The sequence below is a fragment of the Vibrio sp. FF145 genome (assembly GCF_041439075.1).
GTDB lineage: Bacteria > Pseudomonadota > Gammaproteobacteria > Enterobacterales > Vibrionaceae > Vibrio > Vibrio tasmaniensis_A.
In genome coordinates this window covers 30,756-48,125 of the sequence record NZ_JBGONH010000040.1, presented here as the reverse complement: position 1 = coordinate 48,125, position 17,370 = coordinate 30,756, and the positions used below count along the sequence as shown (strand labels likewise).

The window sequence follows — 17,370 nt, the reverse complement described above, 5'->3', positions numbered from 1 at the left end:
TCACTTACTACCGTTTTTGTTTTAAGTTCCCGCTAATCCGCGATGAACCAAAAAATTGGGGTGGCGCATAGTAAACTAGAACTTAAAAATAACAAGAAAATCTTGGGTCAACTTATAGGCTTAAATGACCTTTTCTTGATGCTTAGCAATTGTTTCACGAGCCACACTCTATACATGCACCTTCGTGGTTTACTGAGACTCTATTTTTTCCGTTGGATTTAGCACGATAGAGCGCGTCGTCTGTAACTCGAATCAACGTATCTAGGGAGTTGTTGGTACGAACGATGCAGCTGTCGGTAATGCCAATACTGACGCTTGATTGAAACTTGGTGCGATTAAATCCCAAGAATTGATGGGTTCGAAATTCTTCGCAAATACGTTGACCAACAATTTTTGCTTGTGAGTATGCCGTGTTGAGAATGGTTCCATGAGTCGTTCGGTTTTTTGGAAAGAAGACGATAAACTCTTCACCTCCCCAGCGGCCAACCACGCCGTTCAAGGCTTTGACGTGCTTCTTAATGGTATTCGCGAGAGTGCGAATCACATCGTCACCAACACTGTGTCCAAATTGGTCATTAATCTTTTTGAAGTCATCAATATCCAATAGTAAACAAGACATCTCAGTTTGTTCTTTTAACGGCTTTTTTAACCAATCGTAAATGGCACTGCGGCTGAACACTTGTGTTAGATCGTCGTGAAGTGCGCGGTGCAGTAGCTCTTGTTCTAATATCACCTTGTCGGAAACGTCTTCTATCACCACTTGAATCGCTTTCTCGCCTTCCCAATTAATGATGTTGTCGTAGATGTTGAAGTGTTTTTTACTCCCGTCAAAGCATTGGTTTTCAACCACAGAACTGAAGCTTGGTGTATCACCGGCAAGAATACTCTGGCTGCGTCTCATGGCATTGATACGACTGTCCGGCGGAATAATTGAAATGATTGAGTCCATGGCGAGCACTGCTTCTATCGATTTGGCACCCTGCATTTCAACCCAGGCTTGATTAACCATTAGAGGCTTGAAATTTTGGTGGACGAGCACGCCCTGTTTCGAACTATTGAGTAAAGTCCGGTACATACGATCTTTTTCTTGATGTTTACGCTCTGAAGCAACAACTGAGGTAATATCTATGATCATTACACGAAGAGCGGGGCGGTCGTTGACTCTGACCGCTTGAGCAAGGCTAAACAGCGAGAGAAGGCGGTTATTCACCGGAATATCTTTATAGAGCTTTCCCTTTCCCAGTTGGCCTTTAATCGCAGAAAGGTAACGTTCACGGACAGAGCCGTGATAATCTTTGGGTATTAATGAGTAGACAAAATCGACGTTGTTGAGAAGTGCTTCACGGCAACTGTAACCGAAGATTTTTGCAATGTTTTCGTCGACATCGATGACACGGTGGTCTTGCAGCGTAATATAGCCCTGTGCAGAGTCGAAATTCTGCCTAGGGGTGGCTGTGGTTAAATCTAGTTGGATGCTCATATAGATCTGACTACATATCCTCTCACCAAAAACAGGTGCTTTAAATAAATGGTGGTGTCGTAAATAAATTGTGACTGCTGTATATCGACAAAGCTATCAGATACCTAACACGGCAAGCGTCACGAGACTATGTGATTAAAGTGTGCCGTACGCAACTTTTTGAGGGTAGCGTAATTTTACTGTATCTAAAACGGATAAAAAAATTATTAAGGATAATTAAAGAGTTATGGAAATAAAAATTGATGATTTGTCGGGTGGAGAGGTTATTGAGCTACTCGAAGAGCATTTAGCTGATATGTATGCGACATCGCCAGTCGAAAGCGTTCATGCACTGGATCTAGAGGGGCTCAAGTCGCCAGAGATTACTTTTTTCAGTGCTTGGAAAGACAGCCAACTGCTTGGGTGTGTCGCCATTAAAGAGCTTGATACACAACACGCTGAACTGAAGTCAATGAGAACCTCGCAGTTTGCAAGAAAGTCCGGTGTCGCAAGCAAGCTATTGCAGCACGTTTTGGATACGGCAACCGCTCGCCAATATCGACGTATTAGCCTAGAAACGGGATCGGAAGACTACTTTAAGCCAGCGCGTAATTTGTATCAAAAATTTGGCTTTGGTTACTGTGAACCTTTTGCTAATTATGTGTTAGACCCGCACAGTCATTTCATGAGTATTGAGTTACGTTAAGAGGCTAACCTTTGATGCCGACTTATTTTGCAGGTTTTACTCTCGGGCTTTCGCTTATTCTCGCGATCGGTTCTCAAAATGCGTTCGTTCTTAAACAGGGCTTAAAGAATCAGCATGTGTTTGCTATTTGTGCTGTCTGCGCGATTTCAGATGCATTACTGATCAGTTTTGGTGTGATGGGCTTTGGTGCAATCGTTGATCAGTTTCCACAAATTGAGCAGTTTGCTCGTTACGGTGGGGCTATCTTTTTAGGGGTTTACTCATTCTTGAGCTTTCGCTCAGCATTTACCGAAAATCATGCCTTAGAAGCCGGTGTCGAAACCAAAAACTCTTTAACCAAAGCAGTTACCATGTGCTTAGCGTTTACTTGGCTTAATCCGCATGTGTATCTGGATACTGTGGTATTGCTGGGTTCTATCTCTACACAATATCAACCAAATCAAATGTTGTTTGGTGCAGGTGCAGTATCGGCTTCATTCGTGTTCTTTTTTTCACTTGGCTATGGTGCTCGCTTCTTAGCTCCAATGTTTAAAAACCCGAGATCATGGAAGATGTTGGAGTTTGTTGTAGGAGTGATCATGGCATCAATTGCACTATCTTTGGTTGTTTAGTTTTGCTCTGCTTTCGTTAACTTCTCCTCATCAGTTGAATGCTGGTGGGGGAAAGTACGGCTTGTTAGCTTGTTAGCTCGTTAATTAGTAATTAGTACTGTATCCCTCCGTCTCGCCTCCCTAGCTATTAACTATTCTTTGCAAAGATTTCGCATTTCTTTGTTGGTTTTAAACGCCCTGATAACAACAAATTAAATTATTTCGTGAAATAACGAATTATTCTTCGTCTTTTGAATTTTGGGTTCGTCTTAGGGGTGTAACAAGAAATTATTAACCCGATTCGGAGCCAAAAATGACTAAATTGATTAGCTTTAAAAACTGCCCATTTGTTCAACGTGTAATGGGTTCACTAGTAATGAAAAACGTCCCGTTTGAAATTGAGTACATTGAACTGAATAACAAACCACAGTGGTTTTTGGATATCTCACCGAACGGGCAGGTACCTGTATTAATTACAGAGAACGACACCGTCCTTTTTGAATCTGATGCAATTGTTGAATATCTAGACGATAAATATACGCCTATTGAAGAGGTTTCACCCGAGCAGAAAGCACTCGACCGTGCTTGGTCTTATCAAGCGAGCAAACATTACATGCCACAGTGCGGCACCATGGCGAGTAAAGACAAAGAGACATTTGAAACACGCTTAGCCAATTTACAAAAGGCGTTCCTAAAGGCAGAGAAAAAACTGGGTGATACTGAGTTCTTTAAAGGGGACTACATCTCTAACGTCGACATCGCTTGGTTACCACTGTTACACCGAGCATTTGTAATTAAAGAGCGTTCAGGCTTCGATATGCTAGAAAGCTTCCCGAAAGTACAGAGTTGGCAAGCGGCTCTGATTGAATCTGGATTGACCGATAAAACCGTTCCAGCGGACTTTATTGACAAGTTCAGCGGATTTTATTTAACGAATAACTACTTGGCTAGTCTCGCTGAATCTCGCTAAATAAAGATTAAGTAATTTACGGCGTATAGTTTAGGCCAGAGACAACTAAAACCGCTCTAACGTTGAGCGGTTTTTTTATGTCAAAAATAATGATTGGTCACGCTATGGGCATAGTTGATCCAAAGCCTGAAATTAGTTGGTTTTCACAAGCTTATAAACGGTAAATAATGCTAACTCGTTTGGTAGTTGATCGGTATTTTGATAAATTAAAGGGATTACAGACTTCCAGTGAGCAGCAATGAAGATTCTTCACACGTCCGATTGGCATCTTGGCCAAAACTTCTACAATAAAAGCCGTAAGAATGAACATGAACGGTTTTTACAATGGTTACTTGAGCAAGTTACAGAGCACGACATCGACGCGATCATTGTTGCTGGCGACATTTTCGATACCAGCACACCGCCGAGTTACGCTCGTGAGATGTATAACAAGTTCGTGGTCGACTCGAACAAGATCGGCTGTCAATTGGTGTTGTTAGGTGGAAATCACGATTCGGTGTCTGTGCTAAAAGAGACACAACAGCTGCTCAAATACATGGGCGCAGACGTGATTCCTAATACCAATGAAGATCATGCGACTCAGGTTGTTGAACTAAAAGGCAAGAACGGCGATGTAGAAGCGCTGGTTTGTGCCATTCCTTTTATTCGCCCTCGCGATGTGTTGACCAGCCAGGCGGGTGTCACCGGTGTTGAACGCCAAAAACAACTCGGCGAAGCGATTAAACAGCACTACCAAAGTGTTTATGATGCCGCTATAGAAAAACGTGCGACGTTTGAAAACAGAGAGCACATGCCGATTATCGCTACTGGTCATTTAACGGCGATGGGTGTTCAACAATCGGATTCTGTACGCGACATCTATGTCGGCAACCTTGATGGTTTTGCCGCTGATGGCTTCCCAGACGCAGACTATATTGCACTTGGTCATATCCACCGTCCACAAGTGGTGGCAAAGCGTGAATACATTCGTTACTGCGGCTCACCAATACCATTAAGCTTTGATGAACTTAAATCTCAAAAGCAGGTATGTGTGGTTGAGTTTGTTGAAGGCGAGCGCACCATTTCTCAATTGCCAGTTCCAACGTTCCAACCCCTAGCTGAAATCAAAGGCGACTTGAGCGAGATCGAATCTCAACTGAATCAATATATAGGCTTAGATAGCGACCAAAGCGTGTGGTTATCGATAGAAGTGCAAGCGCAAGATTACTTGTCGGATCTTCAAGAGCGTATGCGCACACTAACCGAAGGTTTGAATGTGGAAGTGCTTCAATTGCGCAGAGCAAGAGAGCGTCGCAATCAAGCATTAGAGCAAGAGTCGGCAGAAACGCTGTCAGAATTGAGCCCGATGGACGTGTTTACGAAGCGTATTGCCTTAGAAGAATTTGAAACCGATTCTGAAAAAGCGCGTTTAGAGCGCATGACGGTGAAGTTTAAACAAGTGATGGTTGAAGTGTCTGAGAGCGCTCAAGCGCCAAACAAAGTAGAAGAGTAACCAGTATGAAGATTTTAAGCCTAGAATTTGAAAACCTGAACTCTTTGAAAGGACGTTGGAAGCTCGATTTTACCCAATCACCGTTTGCGGAAAATGGCTTGTTTGCGATTACTGGCCCAACAGGGGCGGGTAAAACCACCATTCTTGACGCGATTTGTTTGGCATTGTTCCACCGCACGCCGCGTTTGAAAAGTATCGCCAAAGGCAACAACGAATTAATGACGCGTGGCACGGGTGAGTGTTTTGCTGAACTGGAGTTTGAAGTACAGGGCAAAACGTATCGCTCTAACTTCCACCAAAAGCGAGCGCGCGGAAAACACGATGGCGCATTACAAACGCCAACGTGTGAATTTGCCGATGCGGACACTGACAAAGTCTTAGAAACCATGTTGACCAAGAAGACAAAGTTAGTGGAGCAGGTAACAGGTCTCGATTTCTCACGCTTCACTAAATCCATCATGTTGTCTCAGGGTGAGTTTGCGGCGTTCTTAAATGCCAATGCTAACGACCGTGCCGAGCTACTTGAAGAGCTGACGGGAACCGAAGTTTATAGCTTGATCTCTGAGCGCATCTACGATCATTTCAAGTCGAGTGAAGAGTCGCTTAATCACCTTAAAGCCAAAGCAGAAGGTGTGAGCTTACTGTCTGAAGAGCAAATCCAAGAGCTAACCGCAGAACGAGAAACGTTAGAAGCGGAACAGAAGCGTTTAGCGGAGCAATTAAAAGAGTGGCAAGCGCATCTTAGCTGGTGGAAAGACGTGACCAAAGCTGAGCAAACTATAGCGGCTAGTGAGCTCGATCTGAAAACCGCTCAAGATGAACTAGACCGTAACCAACCGTCACTAGAGCGCTTGGCAAACAGTGAGCCGGCTGAAAAGTTACGCCCAGTGCACAAAGATTTAAAGCGTTGCGAACTAGAGGTGAATACCACTCAAGCTCACTTAGATAACAGCACCAAGTTACTGGCGGTTCGTGATGCAGAGAAGAAAGACGCGCAAATTCAACTGACTCAAAGCAGTGTGATTGTCGAACAGGTAAAAACCGAGCAACAAGATCAAGAGAAGATCATCGATCTCGTGCGTCCGCTAGACAACCAAATTACCGTACTCAAAGATAAACAAATTGCGGCCGTTAATGCAGCGAACACGCTAAACGAGCAACATACGCAGCAGCGTAATCAACAGGTCGTTTTAGTCCAAAAAATAGATGCACTGAAGCAACAAGATCAACTCAGCACTGAGTACCTAAATACGCATCAAGCTGACCAACATCTGGAAAAATACTTAGGTCAGTGGCAAGCAAAGGTAGAGCAAGTTCGTACTTTAGAGGGTCAGTATTCAGAACAACTAAACTCAGCGAAGCAAGCTTTGTGTGCGGTTGATGCACAGCAAACGATCATCAAATCTGCGCAAGACGCTAAAGCAACGCAAGATAAGACCTTAGCTGAATTGGTGGTGCTAGAGAATAGTGCAAAGCAACAGTGGGAAGCATTTCAAGGCAACACCAGTGAGCAAGTGTTGAATTCGCAAAAAGATCTGTTGGAGTTTTGGAATCGCAATACGCACTCATTACTCGAGATCAATCGTGGTTTCCTAAATGCCCAACAACAGCTGCACGCAAAAACACAGGCACATCAAACTAATACGGAGCTGCGTGGGAAGCTTTCGAAAGAGCGTGAAGTGCTGGCGGATCGATATCAAGAAAAAAAGACTTCGCTTGAGCGATTGACACGTTTGATTGATCAAGAAGGCGAATTAGCGAAGTATCGTGCGGCATTGAAGCTGGGAATGGATTGCCCATTGTGTGGCTCAACAGACCATGCGATCGAACAATCACAAAGTTCGAAGGATTTGAATGCCCAGAAAGAGCTTGAGGAACAAGAATTAGCAGCGATTCAGAAAGAAGGCCAAGAGCATCGTCAGCAGTTAGATTCTCTTGCCCCTATGATTGCCGCACTCAACGATGAAATTCAACGTGCGCAAGCGGATATTCAACAAGCTCAGCTGAATTGGCAAGGTGTTGTCGGCAAGCTTCAACAGAGCTTATCGGATTTCGTTGGCATGGCTCCTGAACTGGCGCTGCTAACGATTCACGATTTAGGTAATGAAGCTACGGTTGCGATTTTTGCTCAGCAGTGTGAACTTCAACTAAGTCAGTTCTCGCAGCAACTCAAAGCGTTGGGTGATGCTAAAGCACATTATGCCGAAGCTGAGAAACAACGCTTGTCGGTAAGTGTTATGGCTGACAAGGCGAAGTCTAATCTCGAGTTGGCCGAGCAACGCTTAGCGGATCTGAATAAGCAAAACCAAGTCGCAAACGAGCAAGTGACTCAGATTGCTCAAGCGAAAGAGCAGCAATGGAACGCTTTGAAAGAGAGCATTGTTCAAACGGCTATCGAAGCGACTGAACTTGAACATATCGATGATTGGTTTACTGCAAAATCACAGGCATCAAGCACTTGGCAGCAAACTAAACAGCAACAGGCCGATATTGAAAAGCAGCTGATTACTCAAAATGCCGAACTGAAAACTTTAGATGACAAGCTAAGCAGTGTTGAGAAAGAGCTTGCGACACTGACGCAAGAGCATGAGTCTTTAGTGTCAGAGCTCACTCGTGTAACGGCTGAAAGAACTGAGTTGTTTGGTGACAAAGACATTCAAGCCACCAGCAATGCGATGAAGCAAAAAGTCACTGACGCGGTAAATGCATTTGATGCTGCGCAGTTGGTGCTTAACCGTTGTGAACTGGAGCATCGAACTGAGCAAACCAAACACACCAGCTTCTCTGGCGAGTTGATCAGCAAGCAGTCAAGTCATACACAAGCGTTGAATGTTTGGTTACAAGCACTGAAAGCTAGTCCTTTCGAAGTTGAGTCTGATTTTGAAGCGGCGTTGTTAGACGAAGAGATTAGAATTCAACTTCAAAGCCTGAAGAAGTCTTTAGACGAAGCGATTGTCAGTGCGCAAGCTAGGTTGAACACCGCCAAAGCGACACAAGTGGAGCTACAAAATCACGAAAATGCGAAAGCATGGCAAGAGCAAGACCAACAGCAAGTTGAAGAAGCGACTACTGAGTGTCAAAACGCACAGCAAAGCCATGCGACAAAGATCGGTGCAATTTCTGCCAATCTTGAAACGGATAGCCAGAACCGCAGCAATCAGCAAGATCTGTTCAAGAAAATCGACGAGCAACAGATCGAGTTCGATGATATCTCACGTCTGAATTCACTTATTGGTTCTAAGAACGGCGACAAGTTCCGTAAGTTTGCTCAAGGTCTAACACTGGAAAACTTGGTGTACTTGGCCAACAAGCAGCTACAGCGTTTGCATGGTCGTTACGAGCTAAAACGTAAAGCCGACGATGGTTTAGAACTGCAAGTGCTCGACACATGGCAGGGCGATGTGATGCGTGACACCAAGACGTTATCAGGTGGCGAAAGCTTTTTGGTGAGCTTGGCGCTGGCATTAGCGCTTTCTGATCTTGTGAGCTACAAAACCAGTATTGATTCTCTGTTCTTAGATGAAGGTTTCGGCACGCTCGATAGTGACACATTAGACATTGCTCTAAACGCGCTGGATAACTTGAATGCGTCAGGCAAGATGATAGGCGTAATCAGCCACGTTGAAGCACTGAAAGAGCGTGTGCCTGTGCAACTTAAAGTGACGAAACATTCAGGCCTTGGCGTGAGCGAGATGGAGAAACAGTACAAGGTTGTCGCTTAGGTTCTTGCTATATTTATCAGCGCAGAAATAGAAGCAGAGCTAGATGAATCAGATCCCCGACTCGGTCGTTCCTCCTTCTCGAGGATGACGGAGTCGGGGTTGTTATCAATCACATCGTCGTCACTCGCTAAAGTCAGGAACGAGCGTAATAGGGAATCTCTCTTCAACGAATAGGTTAATGGATTCATCGACAAGGAAGCGGTCATGCACAAGAAACAACATCTACCCACCAAGACATGTCCCGTTTGCCTCAAACCATTCTCATGGCGTAAAAAATGGCAACGTTGTTGGGAAGAGGTGATTTATTGCTCTGAACGTTGTCGTCGCCACAAGACAAAACCCACATAATCTCCCTTCATTTAAGAATCTATTGAGAATAACCACTCATTTAACGAGTTAATATTTTATCTGTCAGGTAACTCATGTATAAAGACGACATGAAGATACCTAAAAGAATACAGCCCTTAGTTGACGATGGTTTAGTCGACGAGGTGAAAAGCCAACTCATGAGTGGCAAAGAAGCGTCAGTGTACATAGTACGCTGTGGTGATACGATCCGTTGTGCCAAGGTGTACAAGGAAATAAGCCAACGTAGCTTTAAAAAAGCAACGGCATATCGAGAAGGGCGAAAAGTCCGCAATAGCCGCCGCGCTAGAGCGATGGAAAAAGGCTCTGGTTTCGGTCGCGAGCAACAAGAAAAAGTATGGCAAAGTGCAGAAGTGGATGCCTTGTATAAGCTGGCAGAAGCAGGCGTTCGCGTGCCTGTCCCTTATGGCTGCTTTGATGGCGTACTTCTGATGGAGTTGGTCACTGATGACGAAGGTTATGTCGCGCCAAGATTGAATGATGTGGTGATGCCGCCTGAACAAGCGATTGAAGATCATGCGGTGATGATGACTTATGTCGTTAAGATGCTTTGCGTTGGTTTAATTCATGGCGACTTGTCTGAGTTCAACGTATTGGTTGATGAATATGGTCCTGTGATTATCGATTTGCCGCAAGCGGTCGATGCATCTGCGAACAACAATGCTGAGTGGATGCTGACTCGTGATGTTAATAACATCCGTGACTATTATGCGCAATTTGCCCCTGAACTGGCGACCACTGAGTATGCTAAAGAAATGTGGGCACTGTTTGAGAAGGGTGATTTGAAGCCAGACAGCAAGCTAACGGGTGAGTTTACCGAAAGTGACGCCTTGGCAGATATTGATGCCATCATGCAAGAAATTGACGCAGCCCGTGCTGAAGAGCAAAGCCGCCGCGAGCGCGTTAAGGAAGAAAAAGAAGGTGTCGACGATAGCAAGTTCAACTGGGCTGAATAGCGGTGATAGTAATGATCAGTTTTGGTCATTACTGACCCCTTAGAGTGCCCTTCGTTGAGATCATATTTTTAGTTTCAACCAACAGCTTCACGTTTACTACTAAACCCAACAGAGTCATAGCTTTGTTGGGTTTTCTATTCTTACCACTCATCAAATTTTACTATTCATCAAAGCCAGCGATTGGTATTCCTCCCTACCAAGTCAATTGCTCACCATCATACGCGTAGAAATGCCCGCTTTTATCCGGCGTGGCCGTTCGAATGATGTCCACCAACTGATGAGCTACATAACTAGACTCAAACAACTTACCTTGCGGTACATTGGTCTGAAATGGCTTAGATAGAGCTGTGTCGGTTGTACCAGGGTGGAGCGCTAACACTGTGCCTTTTTTCAATGTGCGTTGCCATTCAATCGACATGGTTTTAATGAACATGTTGAGTGCGGCTTTGGATGAGCGATAGCTATACCATCCACCTAATCGGTTGTCTGAAATGCTGCCGACTTTGGCTGATACCACAGCAAATTTTGGATTGTCACTGGATTTGAGGATCGGCGTGAAGTGCTTGGCCAGTAATAAGCTAGGTAGGGTGTTTACCGAGATGTTTTTCAGGAAGAATTCTGGGTCGATAAAGGACAAATTCTTTTCTGGACCAAGGTCTGGCGTATGAAGCATACCCACGCAATTTATTAACCAATCCAATCGCTCGAATTGAGTGCTTAGTCGTTCAATATCAGCTTCGTTGGTGGCATCGACTTGGTGCCAATTTAAACGGTTATCTTCCAATTCTGGTCGTTGTGAATGATAAGTCGCGTCGACATGTACATCGAGAAAATCAAAGCGAGACAGCTCAGACAATAGGTGCTTAACCACGGCGAAACCAATACCGCCGCTGCCACCAATGACCAATATGTGTAATCTGAGTTGTTCCACCATTATAAGTTCTCCAAGTTTGTGATTCGTTGTTCAGCAGTATCGAGAATCGCTTGTTGTGATTGCTCGTCCATGTTGTCCCAAGAGCGATATAACATTCCCATACGTGGGTTACGGTTTAACGCATCGCGGTGCTGGTTCATAAAGCGCCAGTACAAGCTATTGAAAGGGCATGATTGCTCTCCGCTGCGTTCTTTTATCTTGTAGTGACAACCTTTGCAGTAGTCACTCATACGGTTGATGTAAGAACCGCTGGCAGAGTATGGTTTGGTTCCGACGATCCCGCCATCCGCAAACAGTGCCATACCTCGCGTATTTGGCATTTCGACCCACTCAATCGCATCGACGTATATACCAAGGTACCAACTGTCGACTTGGTCGGGATCTATGCCCGTAATTAAGCAGAAGTTGCCAGTGATCATTAACCTTTGGATGTGATGCGCGTAAGCAAATTCAAGGGACTGGTCAATCGCATGCTTCATGCAATTCATTTTGGTTTGTCCATCCCAAAAGTAATGAGGCAGCTTATTGGTTGCTGAATAATGGTTTTTATTGGCGTACGCAGGCATGTTTGCCCAATAGACGGCGCGTATGTACTCTCGCCACCCCAGTATTTGGCGTACAAACCCTTCGACTTGTGCAATGTCGATAGTGGGTGTGTTTATCTTAGAAGAGGCTTGATAAGCCGACAGCGCAGCATCAATCACTTCTTGGGGGCTTAGCAGTTTGCTGTTCATCGAAAAGGAGAGGCGGCTATGGTACAAGCTCCATTTTGAGTCGTGTTCTGTCGTCATCGCATCTTGAAACTGACCGAACAGCGGTAAACAGACTTGGCAGAAGTGCGCGAGTAAAGACAAGCTTTGTGCGCGGTTAACTGGCCATAATAATTGGTCGCCAACTTCACCAATGGTTTGAACTTGATGATGCTCGATGCGTTTTAAGATCGCAGAAATGTCGTTGGCAAACATTAACGGTTGCGGCAGGTTCTCGATGTCTTGTTTCTTCAGCTTCTTGCGATTGTTTGCATCGTAATTCCATTTTCCGCAAACCGGTTTGCCATCGTCGAGCAGGATGTCGAAACGCTTTCTCATTCGACGATAGAAGTGTTCCATCATGATGTGTTTGTCTTTTGGAAATTGGGTTTCAATCTCGTCAAACGGAAACAGGAAGTGCTCAGAATCGCTACAGCCTTTGGTTACTCCGGTTAACTTCAGCTTTGCCAGTTGTTGGAGAAGTCGATATTCATCTGGCCTTTGATATTCGAATTTCTCAGCGCCGAATTCGTGGACATAGTGCTGCAATAGCGCATCAAGATTTTCAAATTGAGTCGTGTCATCAAGAGTTAAGTGGAGTACCTGATGACCTTGTTGTTTGAGTTCGTCGGCAAAATAGCCCATCGCCGAGAAAAAAGCCGCCACCTTTTGGATGTGCGATGCAACGTAGTCAGTCTCTTGCTTAAGTTCGGCAATGATGTAAGTGACCTCGTCATCAACCTGTTGAAACCAAGAGTGCTGGACATTGAGTTGGTCGCCTAAGACAAGGCGCACGGTTTTGAAGTTCATAACATATCCTGATTGTTGGTTAAGAAAGGTTCTTTGCTGCTCGCATTCCACTTGTTGATGAACGCATGGTCTGGATCGTACATATCCGTTTGCATAGCCAAATCAAAATGTCGTGATTTAGGTTGCTTAGCATTATTTTGCTTATTGGCTTGGGTGTTTACCTGAGAGTTCAGGGCTCCGGCTATATATGCCCAATTACCCCAGTTTGATGCCACGTCATAGTCGATAAGTTGGCTCTCAAAATAGGCTGCGCCGTGTCGCCAATCGATCCCTAGTTCGTAGATCAAACAGCTAGCGGCCAGCTGCCTTCCTCGATTAGACATGTAGCCTGTTTCGTTAAGTTGGCGCATACACGCATCGACAATCGGGTAGTTGGTATTGCCACTTTTCCATTTGGCTAAATTCAGGTTCAACGTCGCTGAGGAGTTTGAAGAGTCGAGTTTATGGTTTGAGGTTTCACCGAACAACGAGGAACCCAGTGACAAACACGTCCAATAGAAATATTCGCGCCATAACAACTCAAAATAGATCCAATAGGTTGAATCGTTACTGCCATGTTCGGTTTCGAACTGCTTCAAATGTCGATAAATCGTTTTAGGCGAAACGCAGCCGAGTGCCAACCACGGCGAGAACTTGGTTGAGTTTACGATGCCGTCAAATGCGTTTCGAGTCTGCTTGTAATTAAGAGCGTAATCATGTGAAAAGTAGTTTTCTAAATGCGCTAGTCCGGCATCTTCGCCACCCAAATAATCGCTTATTACTGCGCTTTCATCATTTGGTGAACTGAATAATGAGATTGTCGATGTCGATGCTAGTCTCACTGCTGGTGGTAGAGCTGAAATAACCGTCTCACGGCGATTAACGTCTAAGTGTTCGACTAGCTTTCTAAATTTGGTAAACGAGCTCGGGACTTTTGATAATTCAAACGGCAGCTCATGTGAGTCAATCAAGGTCGAGTGATGTGGCAAGCATGTTATTAAGTCAGGGTGACGACGGTGTACTGAATGAATCAATCGTCGCTCATCGTAACCGCAGTGTGCATTGGCGAAAAAGTGGGTGACGTGCTGTGTAGCAATAATTTGGCTGAGTGTTTGCTCGGTTGTGTCGGGTTCTAAATGATTACTGCGAATCATGACAACTTGCTGCCCTAGCTTTACTAAATTCGATTCTAAATTGGCTATCGATTGTGAAACAAAAGCCTGGCGATGTGCGCCATAACTTTGCTCTTGCGCTAAATCAGCAGAGAAACGAACCAAAGTGGGTTCGACAATCACGCAAATGAGTTTTTCGACCCTCTGTGCAGCGCAATGGAGCAATTGATTGTCGTTGATTCTTAAGTCGTTTGTAAAAAGATAGAGACCAATCTTTTTCATTACTTACACTCGTAATTTTTTAATTATTAGACGCTTACGAGTTGATAAGCTGACAAGATCACAAATGATTGTTTTGAAAAGGTAATGACTGAACTAAGCGCAAAGAGGGATGTTAAGGAGAGTATGAAGCCAACCAATAATACCGATAGAGATTGGCAATGCAGAAGTTTTTAAAGTTCGAACGGCAGTATCTAATCCATTGGAACGATTAGAATATCGACCGGAGATGTGTCGATGATCTGTTTCGAATGGGAAATGATTTTATGCCAAAAATCGTGGTGATGGCCACATAGTAGTAGGTCAACGCCATTTACCTCGATGGTATTTTTGAGCTTATCATTCAAATCTCCCGTTCCCACGAATATGTGCTTGATTGGGTGTTTAGCGTAGGCCTCAAACTCTTTCAAATGTTTAACGGAATCTTCATTGATGGGTAGATCGCCTTCATTTCCCTGAATATCAACGAGTTCAGGGTAAATCTCTCCATGCGTGCCGTCGATATAAACAAACGAAATGCCAGCCTCTAGTTTGTTTGCGAAGAAGGTCGCTCGATCAATCAGAATCTTAGTGTCGTCGGACATTTCAACAGCGACCAGAATATGTCGGTATTCCATAATTAAAGCCTCGTGTTATCAGTTATATAACAAGCATAGTTTTTGTTAGCACAAATGATATCGAAGAGATCTCATATTGCATAAATTCATCATTCAATGATCTTCTAAGCACTATCGTATTTATATCGCTTTGATTGATAAGAAATTTACAAAAGGTTGTTATAGTGGTTGAAGCGCTAGCTTATTCTGTTAGATAGGCTTTACGGTTTAATGCGCCAATAACGAAGAGGCATCAATGACAGCACTACTCACCATTCCCACTAGGACGTTAGGTTTCGACTACGATATTGAGATCCGAGATTGGTCTCAAAAGCTTGTCGGTTTTCACGTATTTGAAGATGGTAGACGACCGCTCGATGGTGGTATTGGCTTGAGCTTAAACCTCGTTGAGCAGTTTGATGTGAATGGTCGTTGGTTGGATTCATTGCCAGCTCGTTATCGTGAGATCACCGATGATTTTCCAGAGTATCAATACCAGATGCTTTGGCTCGCGGCGAACACTTATGAGGCGGCTCAACTGCTTGAATTAAGGCCGGTTATCTTGGCGTTAATCTGCATGAAACACAGTGTTGATAACAAGAAAGCATTGGAACTGAGTCGTTTAGGGCAAAAGAGAATCTTAGCCAAACTGGGCTTAGATGGCAGTAAAGCGACCCTAAAATCCATCGATAAGCTAGAGCTTAACTACAACGTCGGTGATGAGCTCGACCACATTGTACGAATTCTTGAACCGCTACAAAGACGTGTTCTTAAATTCAAGCACTATTCCAAAGTTGGCTACACAGCGCTTCGTTTGGACCAAGTTCATCCATTTCTAACCGGCAGTCGATTGGGCATTGCGATGGTGGAAGAGGGCAGGCTTAATGCGCCTTCAAAAATGGCGATGTTCCAAGATGCGATATTGTTAGGACTAGATTTGGAGATGGATGATCCATTACGCGCCATTACCAGCCAGAACTCATTTGCGATGTTCGAACAACTTCACGATAGATGGACAGAGCAACGTCAACTGCGTCGTTTAGAAGGTAACCGCCCAATGGATAAAGACATTCCTTACCCGGTTCCTTTGCTAGGTAACGACAATATTCATCCGCTTACTGATTACTACGACCTTGAACAAGAGGGCGTGGAACAAAAACATTGTATTGGCGTCTATCACAATCGAATCATGAGCGACCGCTATGTGGTGTTTCGAATGCTCAAGCCTCAGCGCTTAACCATTGGCCTACGTCGTGTTCCAAGCAAAGCCTTTCCGTTTGAAATTGACCAGATTTGTGGGAAACGAAATGCACCGCCATCCGAGTCTGCTCGCCAAGTGATTCATGATTGGTTAGAAGCGAGTAAGCAAAAGTATCCGAAGCAATAGCTGTGAAGTAGAAGGAATAACAGGATGTTTCAACAAGGTGATTTATGCCCGCATTGTGGTTTGATTATTGTGATGCCAACAGATTTGCAAGCCGAATGCTTAGGGTGTGGCGAAGAAATCAATCAAGACCCTGCAGACGATTACGACGAAGAAGAGTAATTTTACCTACACTGATATAAACCAAGGTTAGGATGGCCGTATTAGCCCTTCAAAGGACGGAAACATGCAGAAAGTAATCTTTAGAAATTGCGATGAAAGTTCGCCATATTGGAGTGAATTAGAGCGCTTGTTTCAAAGTGAATGGTCGGATTTTAAGTTTAAAGATATCTATAAAGACTGCGTACAACTCCCTCCAGTAATAGTAGCGCTTCGCGATAATGTGGTCATTGGTGGCTTGGCGTATTCCCATTTTCAGGAACCTCATCAAGTAAGAGATGTGGTTTGGATTAATGCTGTTTATGTTGATGCTCAATGGCGTGGCCAAGGTATTGCAAGTGAATTGATTAATCGTGGTGTAAAACAGTTTTCTTCTACAGTACAAACTCAACTGTACGTGTACACCAATGTAATGGAACTCTACCAAGGATTAGGTTGGTCAGTCGTCGATATCGACTCAGAAGCAAACCATAAAGTGATGAGTATAGAGCTTATTCGATAAGCTCAGAGCAAAGCCGACTATTAGGTTATCTACCTATCGAGTATTGAACCTATCTCTTTATCAACAACGTATAATCCTGTTAAATTTTCGTTTGAAATGATACCTATATCGCCTTTAAATCAAACAACTAGACGCTGAATAAAACGATCACTACGATTTATTGCAGCAGTTGTTGAGCACAAAGCCTATATTGACTAGAATGGCGCACTTTTTTTATTTACGTACATACAGGTAATGAACATGAGCGATACTAATTCAAAACCAGCTTTACCAGATCATCTAGCAGGTAACCCACGCAGCCCACACCACGTGGCTGAGTGTTTCGAATACCCAATCGGCATTCGTCTAAATGGTAAAGAGCGTACTGATGTTGAAGAATACTGCATCAGCGAAGGTTGGGTTAAGATCCCTTCTCCAAAAGCGCTAGACCGCCGTGGTCAGCCAATGCTTATTACTCTAAAAGGCTCTGTAGAAGCTTTTTACATCGAAGAATAATCGCTTTGTGTGACGAGCTAATACTTCGTGTAGTTAGCAAATGTTTTGCCTAATTAGCAAACATAAAGTCACTAAGAGTTGTTACTTGAAAGGGTCTAGAGAAATCTAGG

At 44.1% G+C, this 17,370-nt stretch carries 16 protein-coding genes; 11 read left to right on the top strand and 5 right to left on the bottom strand.

The genetic code is table 11. From position 1 onward, the window contains the following. Positions 1-154 precede the first annotated feature (154 nt). A complete protein-coding gene (locus tag ACED42_RS15475; protein ID WP_017097443.1) occupies positions 155-1,480 on the bottom strand; it encodes a sensor domain-containing diguanylate cyclase in 1,326 nt (441 codons plus the stop codon). Positions 1,481-1,706: 226 nt separating this feature from the next. Here ACED42_RS15475 and ACED42_RS15470 point away from each other — a divergent pair, with 226 nt between their 5' ends. From ACED42_RS15470 to ACED42_RS15440, 7 genes are all read left to right on the top strand, one after another. Continuing rightward, positions 1,707-2,165, top strand: a complete 459-nt coding sequence (locus tag ACED42_RS15470; RefSeq protein WP_017097442.1) for a GNAT family N-acetyltransferase — start codon at positions 1,707-1,709, stop codon at positions 2,163-2,165. A gap of 14 nt (positions 2,166-2,179) precedes the next feature. Next, a complete protein-coding gene (locus tag ACED42_RS15465) occupies positions 2,180-2,776 on the top strand; it encodes a LysE/ArgO family amino acid transporter (protein ID WP_029223870.1) in 597 nt (198 codons plus the stop codon). 292 nt (positions 2,777-3,068) lie between these two features. Continuing rightward, positions 3,069-3,725 (top strand): glutathione S-transferase family protein, encoded by a 657-nt coding sequence (locus ACED42_RS15460; protein WP_017097440.1) that lies wholly within the window; start codon positions 3,069-3,071, stop codon positions 3,723-3,725. A gap of 238 nt (positions 3,726-3,963) precedes the next feature. Beyond that, positions 3,964-5,217, top strand: a complete 1,254-nt coding sequence (gene sbcD / locus ACED42_RS15455) for an exonuclease subunit SbcD (protein WP_371703225.1) — start codon at positions 3,964-3,966, stop codon at positions 5,215-5,217. Positions 5,218-5,222: 5 nt separating this feature from the next. Continuing rightward, on the top strand, positions 5,223-8,939 hold the full coding sequence (locus ACED42_RS15450; protein ID WP_371703224.1) for an AAA family ATPase: 3,717 nt from the start codon (positions 5,223-5,225) through the stop codon (positions 8,937-8,939). A 204-nt stretch (positions 8,940-9,143) separates the two neighbouring features. Further along, positions 9,144-9,287, top strand: coding sequence for a DUF2256 domain-containing protein (locus ACED42_RS15445; protein WP_102307268.1), 144 nt, complete (start codon positions 9,144-9,146; stop codon positions 9,285-9,287). Positions 9,288-9,376: 89 nt separating this feature from the next. After that, entirely contained in the window at positions 9,377-10,261 is an 885-nt protein-coding gene (locus ACED42_RS15440; protein WP_371703227.1) for a PA4780 family RIO1-like protein kinase, read from the top strand. Between the two features lie 193 nt (positions 10,262-10,454). Here ACED42_RS15440 and ACED42_RS15435 read toward each other — a convergent pair whose 3' ends face one another. The 4 genes from ACED42_RS15435 to ACED42_RS15420 form a co-directional block, all read right to left on the bottom strand. Next, positions 10,455-11,195, bottom strand: coding sequence for an SDR family oxidoreductase (locus ACED42_RS15435; RefSeq protein WP_371703222.1), 741 nt, complete (start codon positions 11,193-11,195; stop codon positions 10,455-10,457). Then, positions 11,195-12,754, bottom strand: a complete 1,560-nt coding sequence (locus ACED42_RS15430; protein WP_371703220.1) for a cryptochrome/photolyase family protein — start codon at positions 12,752-12,754, stop codon at positions 11,195-11,197. Before ACED42_RS15430 ends, ACED42_RS15435 begins: the two co-directional genes overlap by 1 nt. Continuing rightward, entirely contained in the window at positions 12,751-14,127 is a 1,377-nt protein-coding gene (locus ACED42_RS15425; RefSeq protein ID WP_371703218.1) for a DASH family cryptochrome, read from the bottom strand. Before ACED42_RS15425 ends, ACED42_RS15430 begins: the two co-directional genes overlap by 4 nt. Before the next feature lie 191 nt (positions 14,128-14,318). After that, positions 14,319-14,741, bottom strand: coding sequence for a universal stress protein (locus ACED42_RS15420; protein ID WP_012604051.1), 423 nt, complete (start codon positions 14,739-14,741; stop codon positions 14,319-14,321). Positions 14,742-14,976: 235 nt separating this feature from the next. On the opposite strand from ACED42_RS15420, the gene ACED42_RS15415 reads away from it, so the two are divergent. From ACED42_RS15415 to ACED42_RS15400, 4 genes are all read left to right on the top strand, one after another. After that, a complete protein-coding gene (locus ACED42_RS15415; RefSeq protein WP_371703216.1) occupies positions 14,977-16,107 on the top strand; it encodes a PcfJ domain-containing protein in 1,131 nt (376 codons plus the stop codon). Between the two features lie 24 nt (positions 16,108-16,131). Next, positions 16,132-16,266, top strand: coding sequence for a hypothetical protein (locus tag ACED42_RS15410; RefSeq protein WP_009846853.1), 135 nt, complete (start codon positions 16,132-16,134; stop codon positions 16,264-16,266). A 64-nt stretch (positions 16,267-16,330) separates the two neighbouring features. Continuing rightward, entirely contained in the window at positions 16,331-16,765 is a 435-nt protein-coding gene (locus ACED42_RS15405) for a GNAT family N-acetyltransferase (protein ID WP_371703214.1), read from the top strand. A gap of 240 nt (positions 16,766-17,005) precedes the next feature. Continuing rightward, the gene (locus ACED42_RS15400) at positions 17,006-17,260 is read left to right on the top strand and encodes a DUF3297 family protein (protein ID WP_004733911.1); all 255 of its coding nucleotides are present in this window, start codon (positions 17,006-17,008) and stop codon (positions 17,258-17,260) included. The last annotated feature ends 110 nt before the right edge of the window (positions 17,261-17,370 follow it).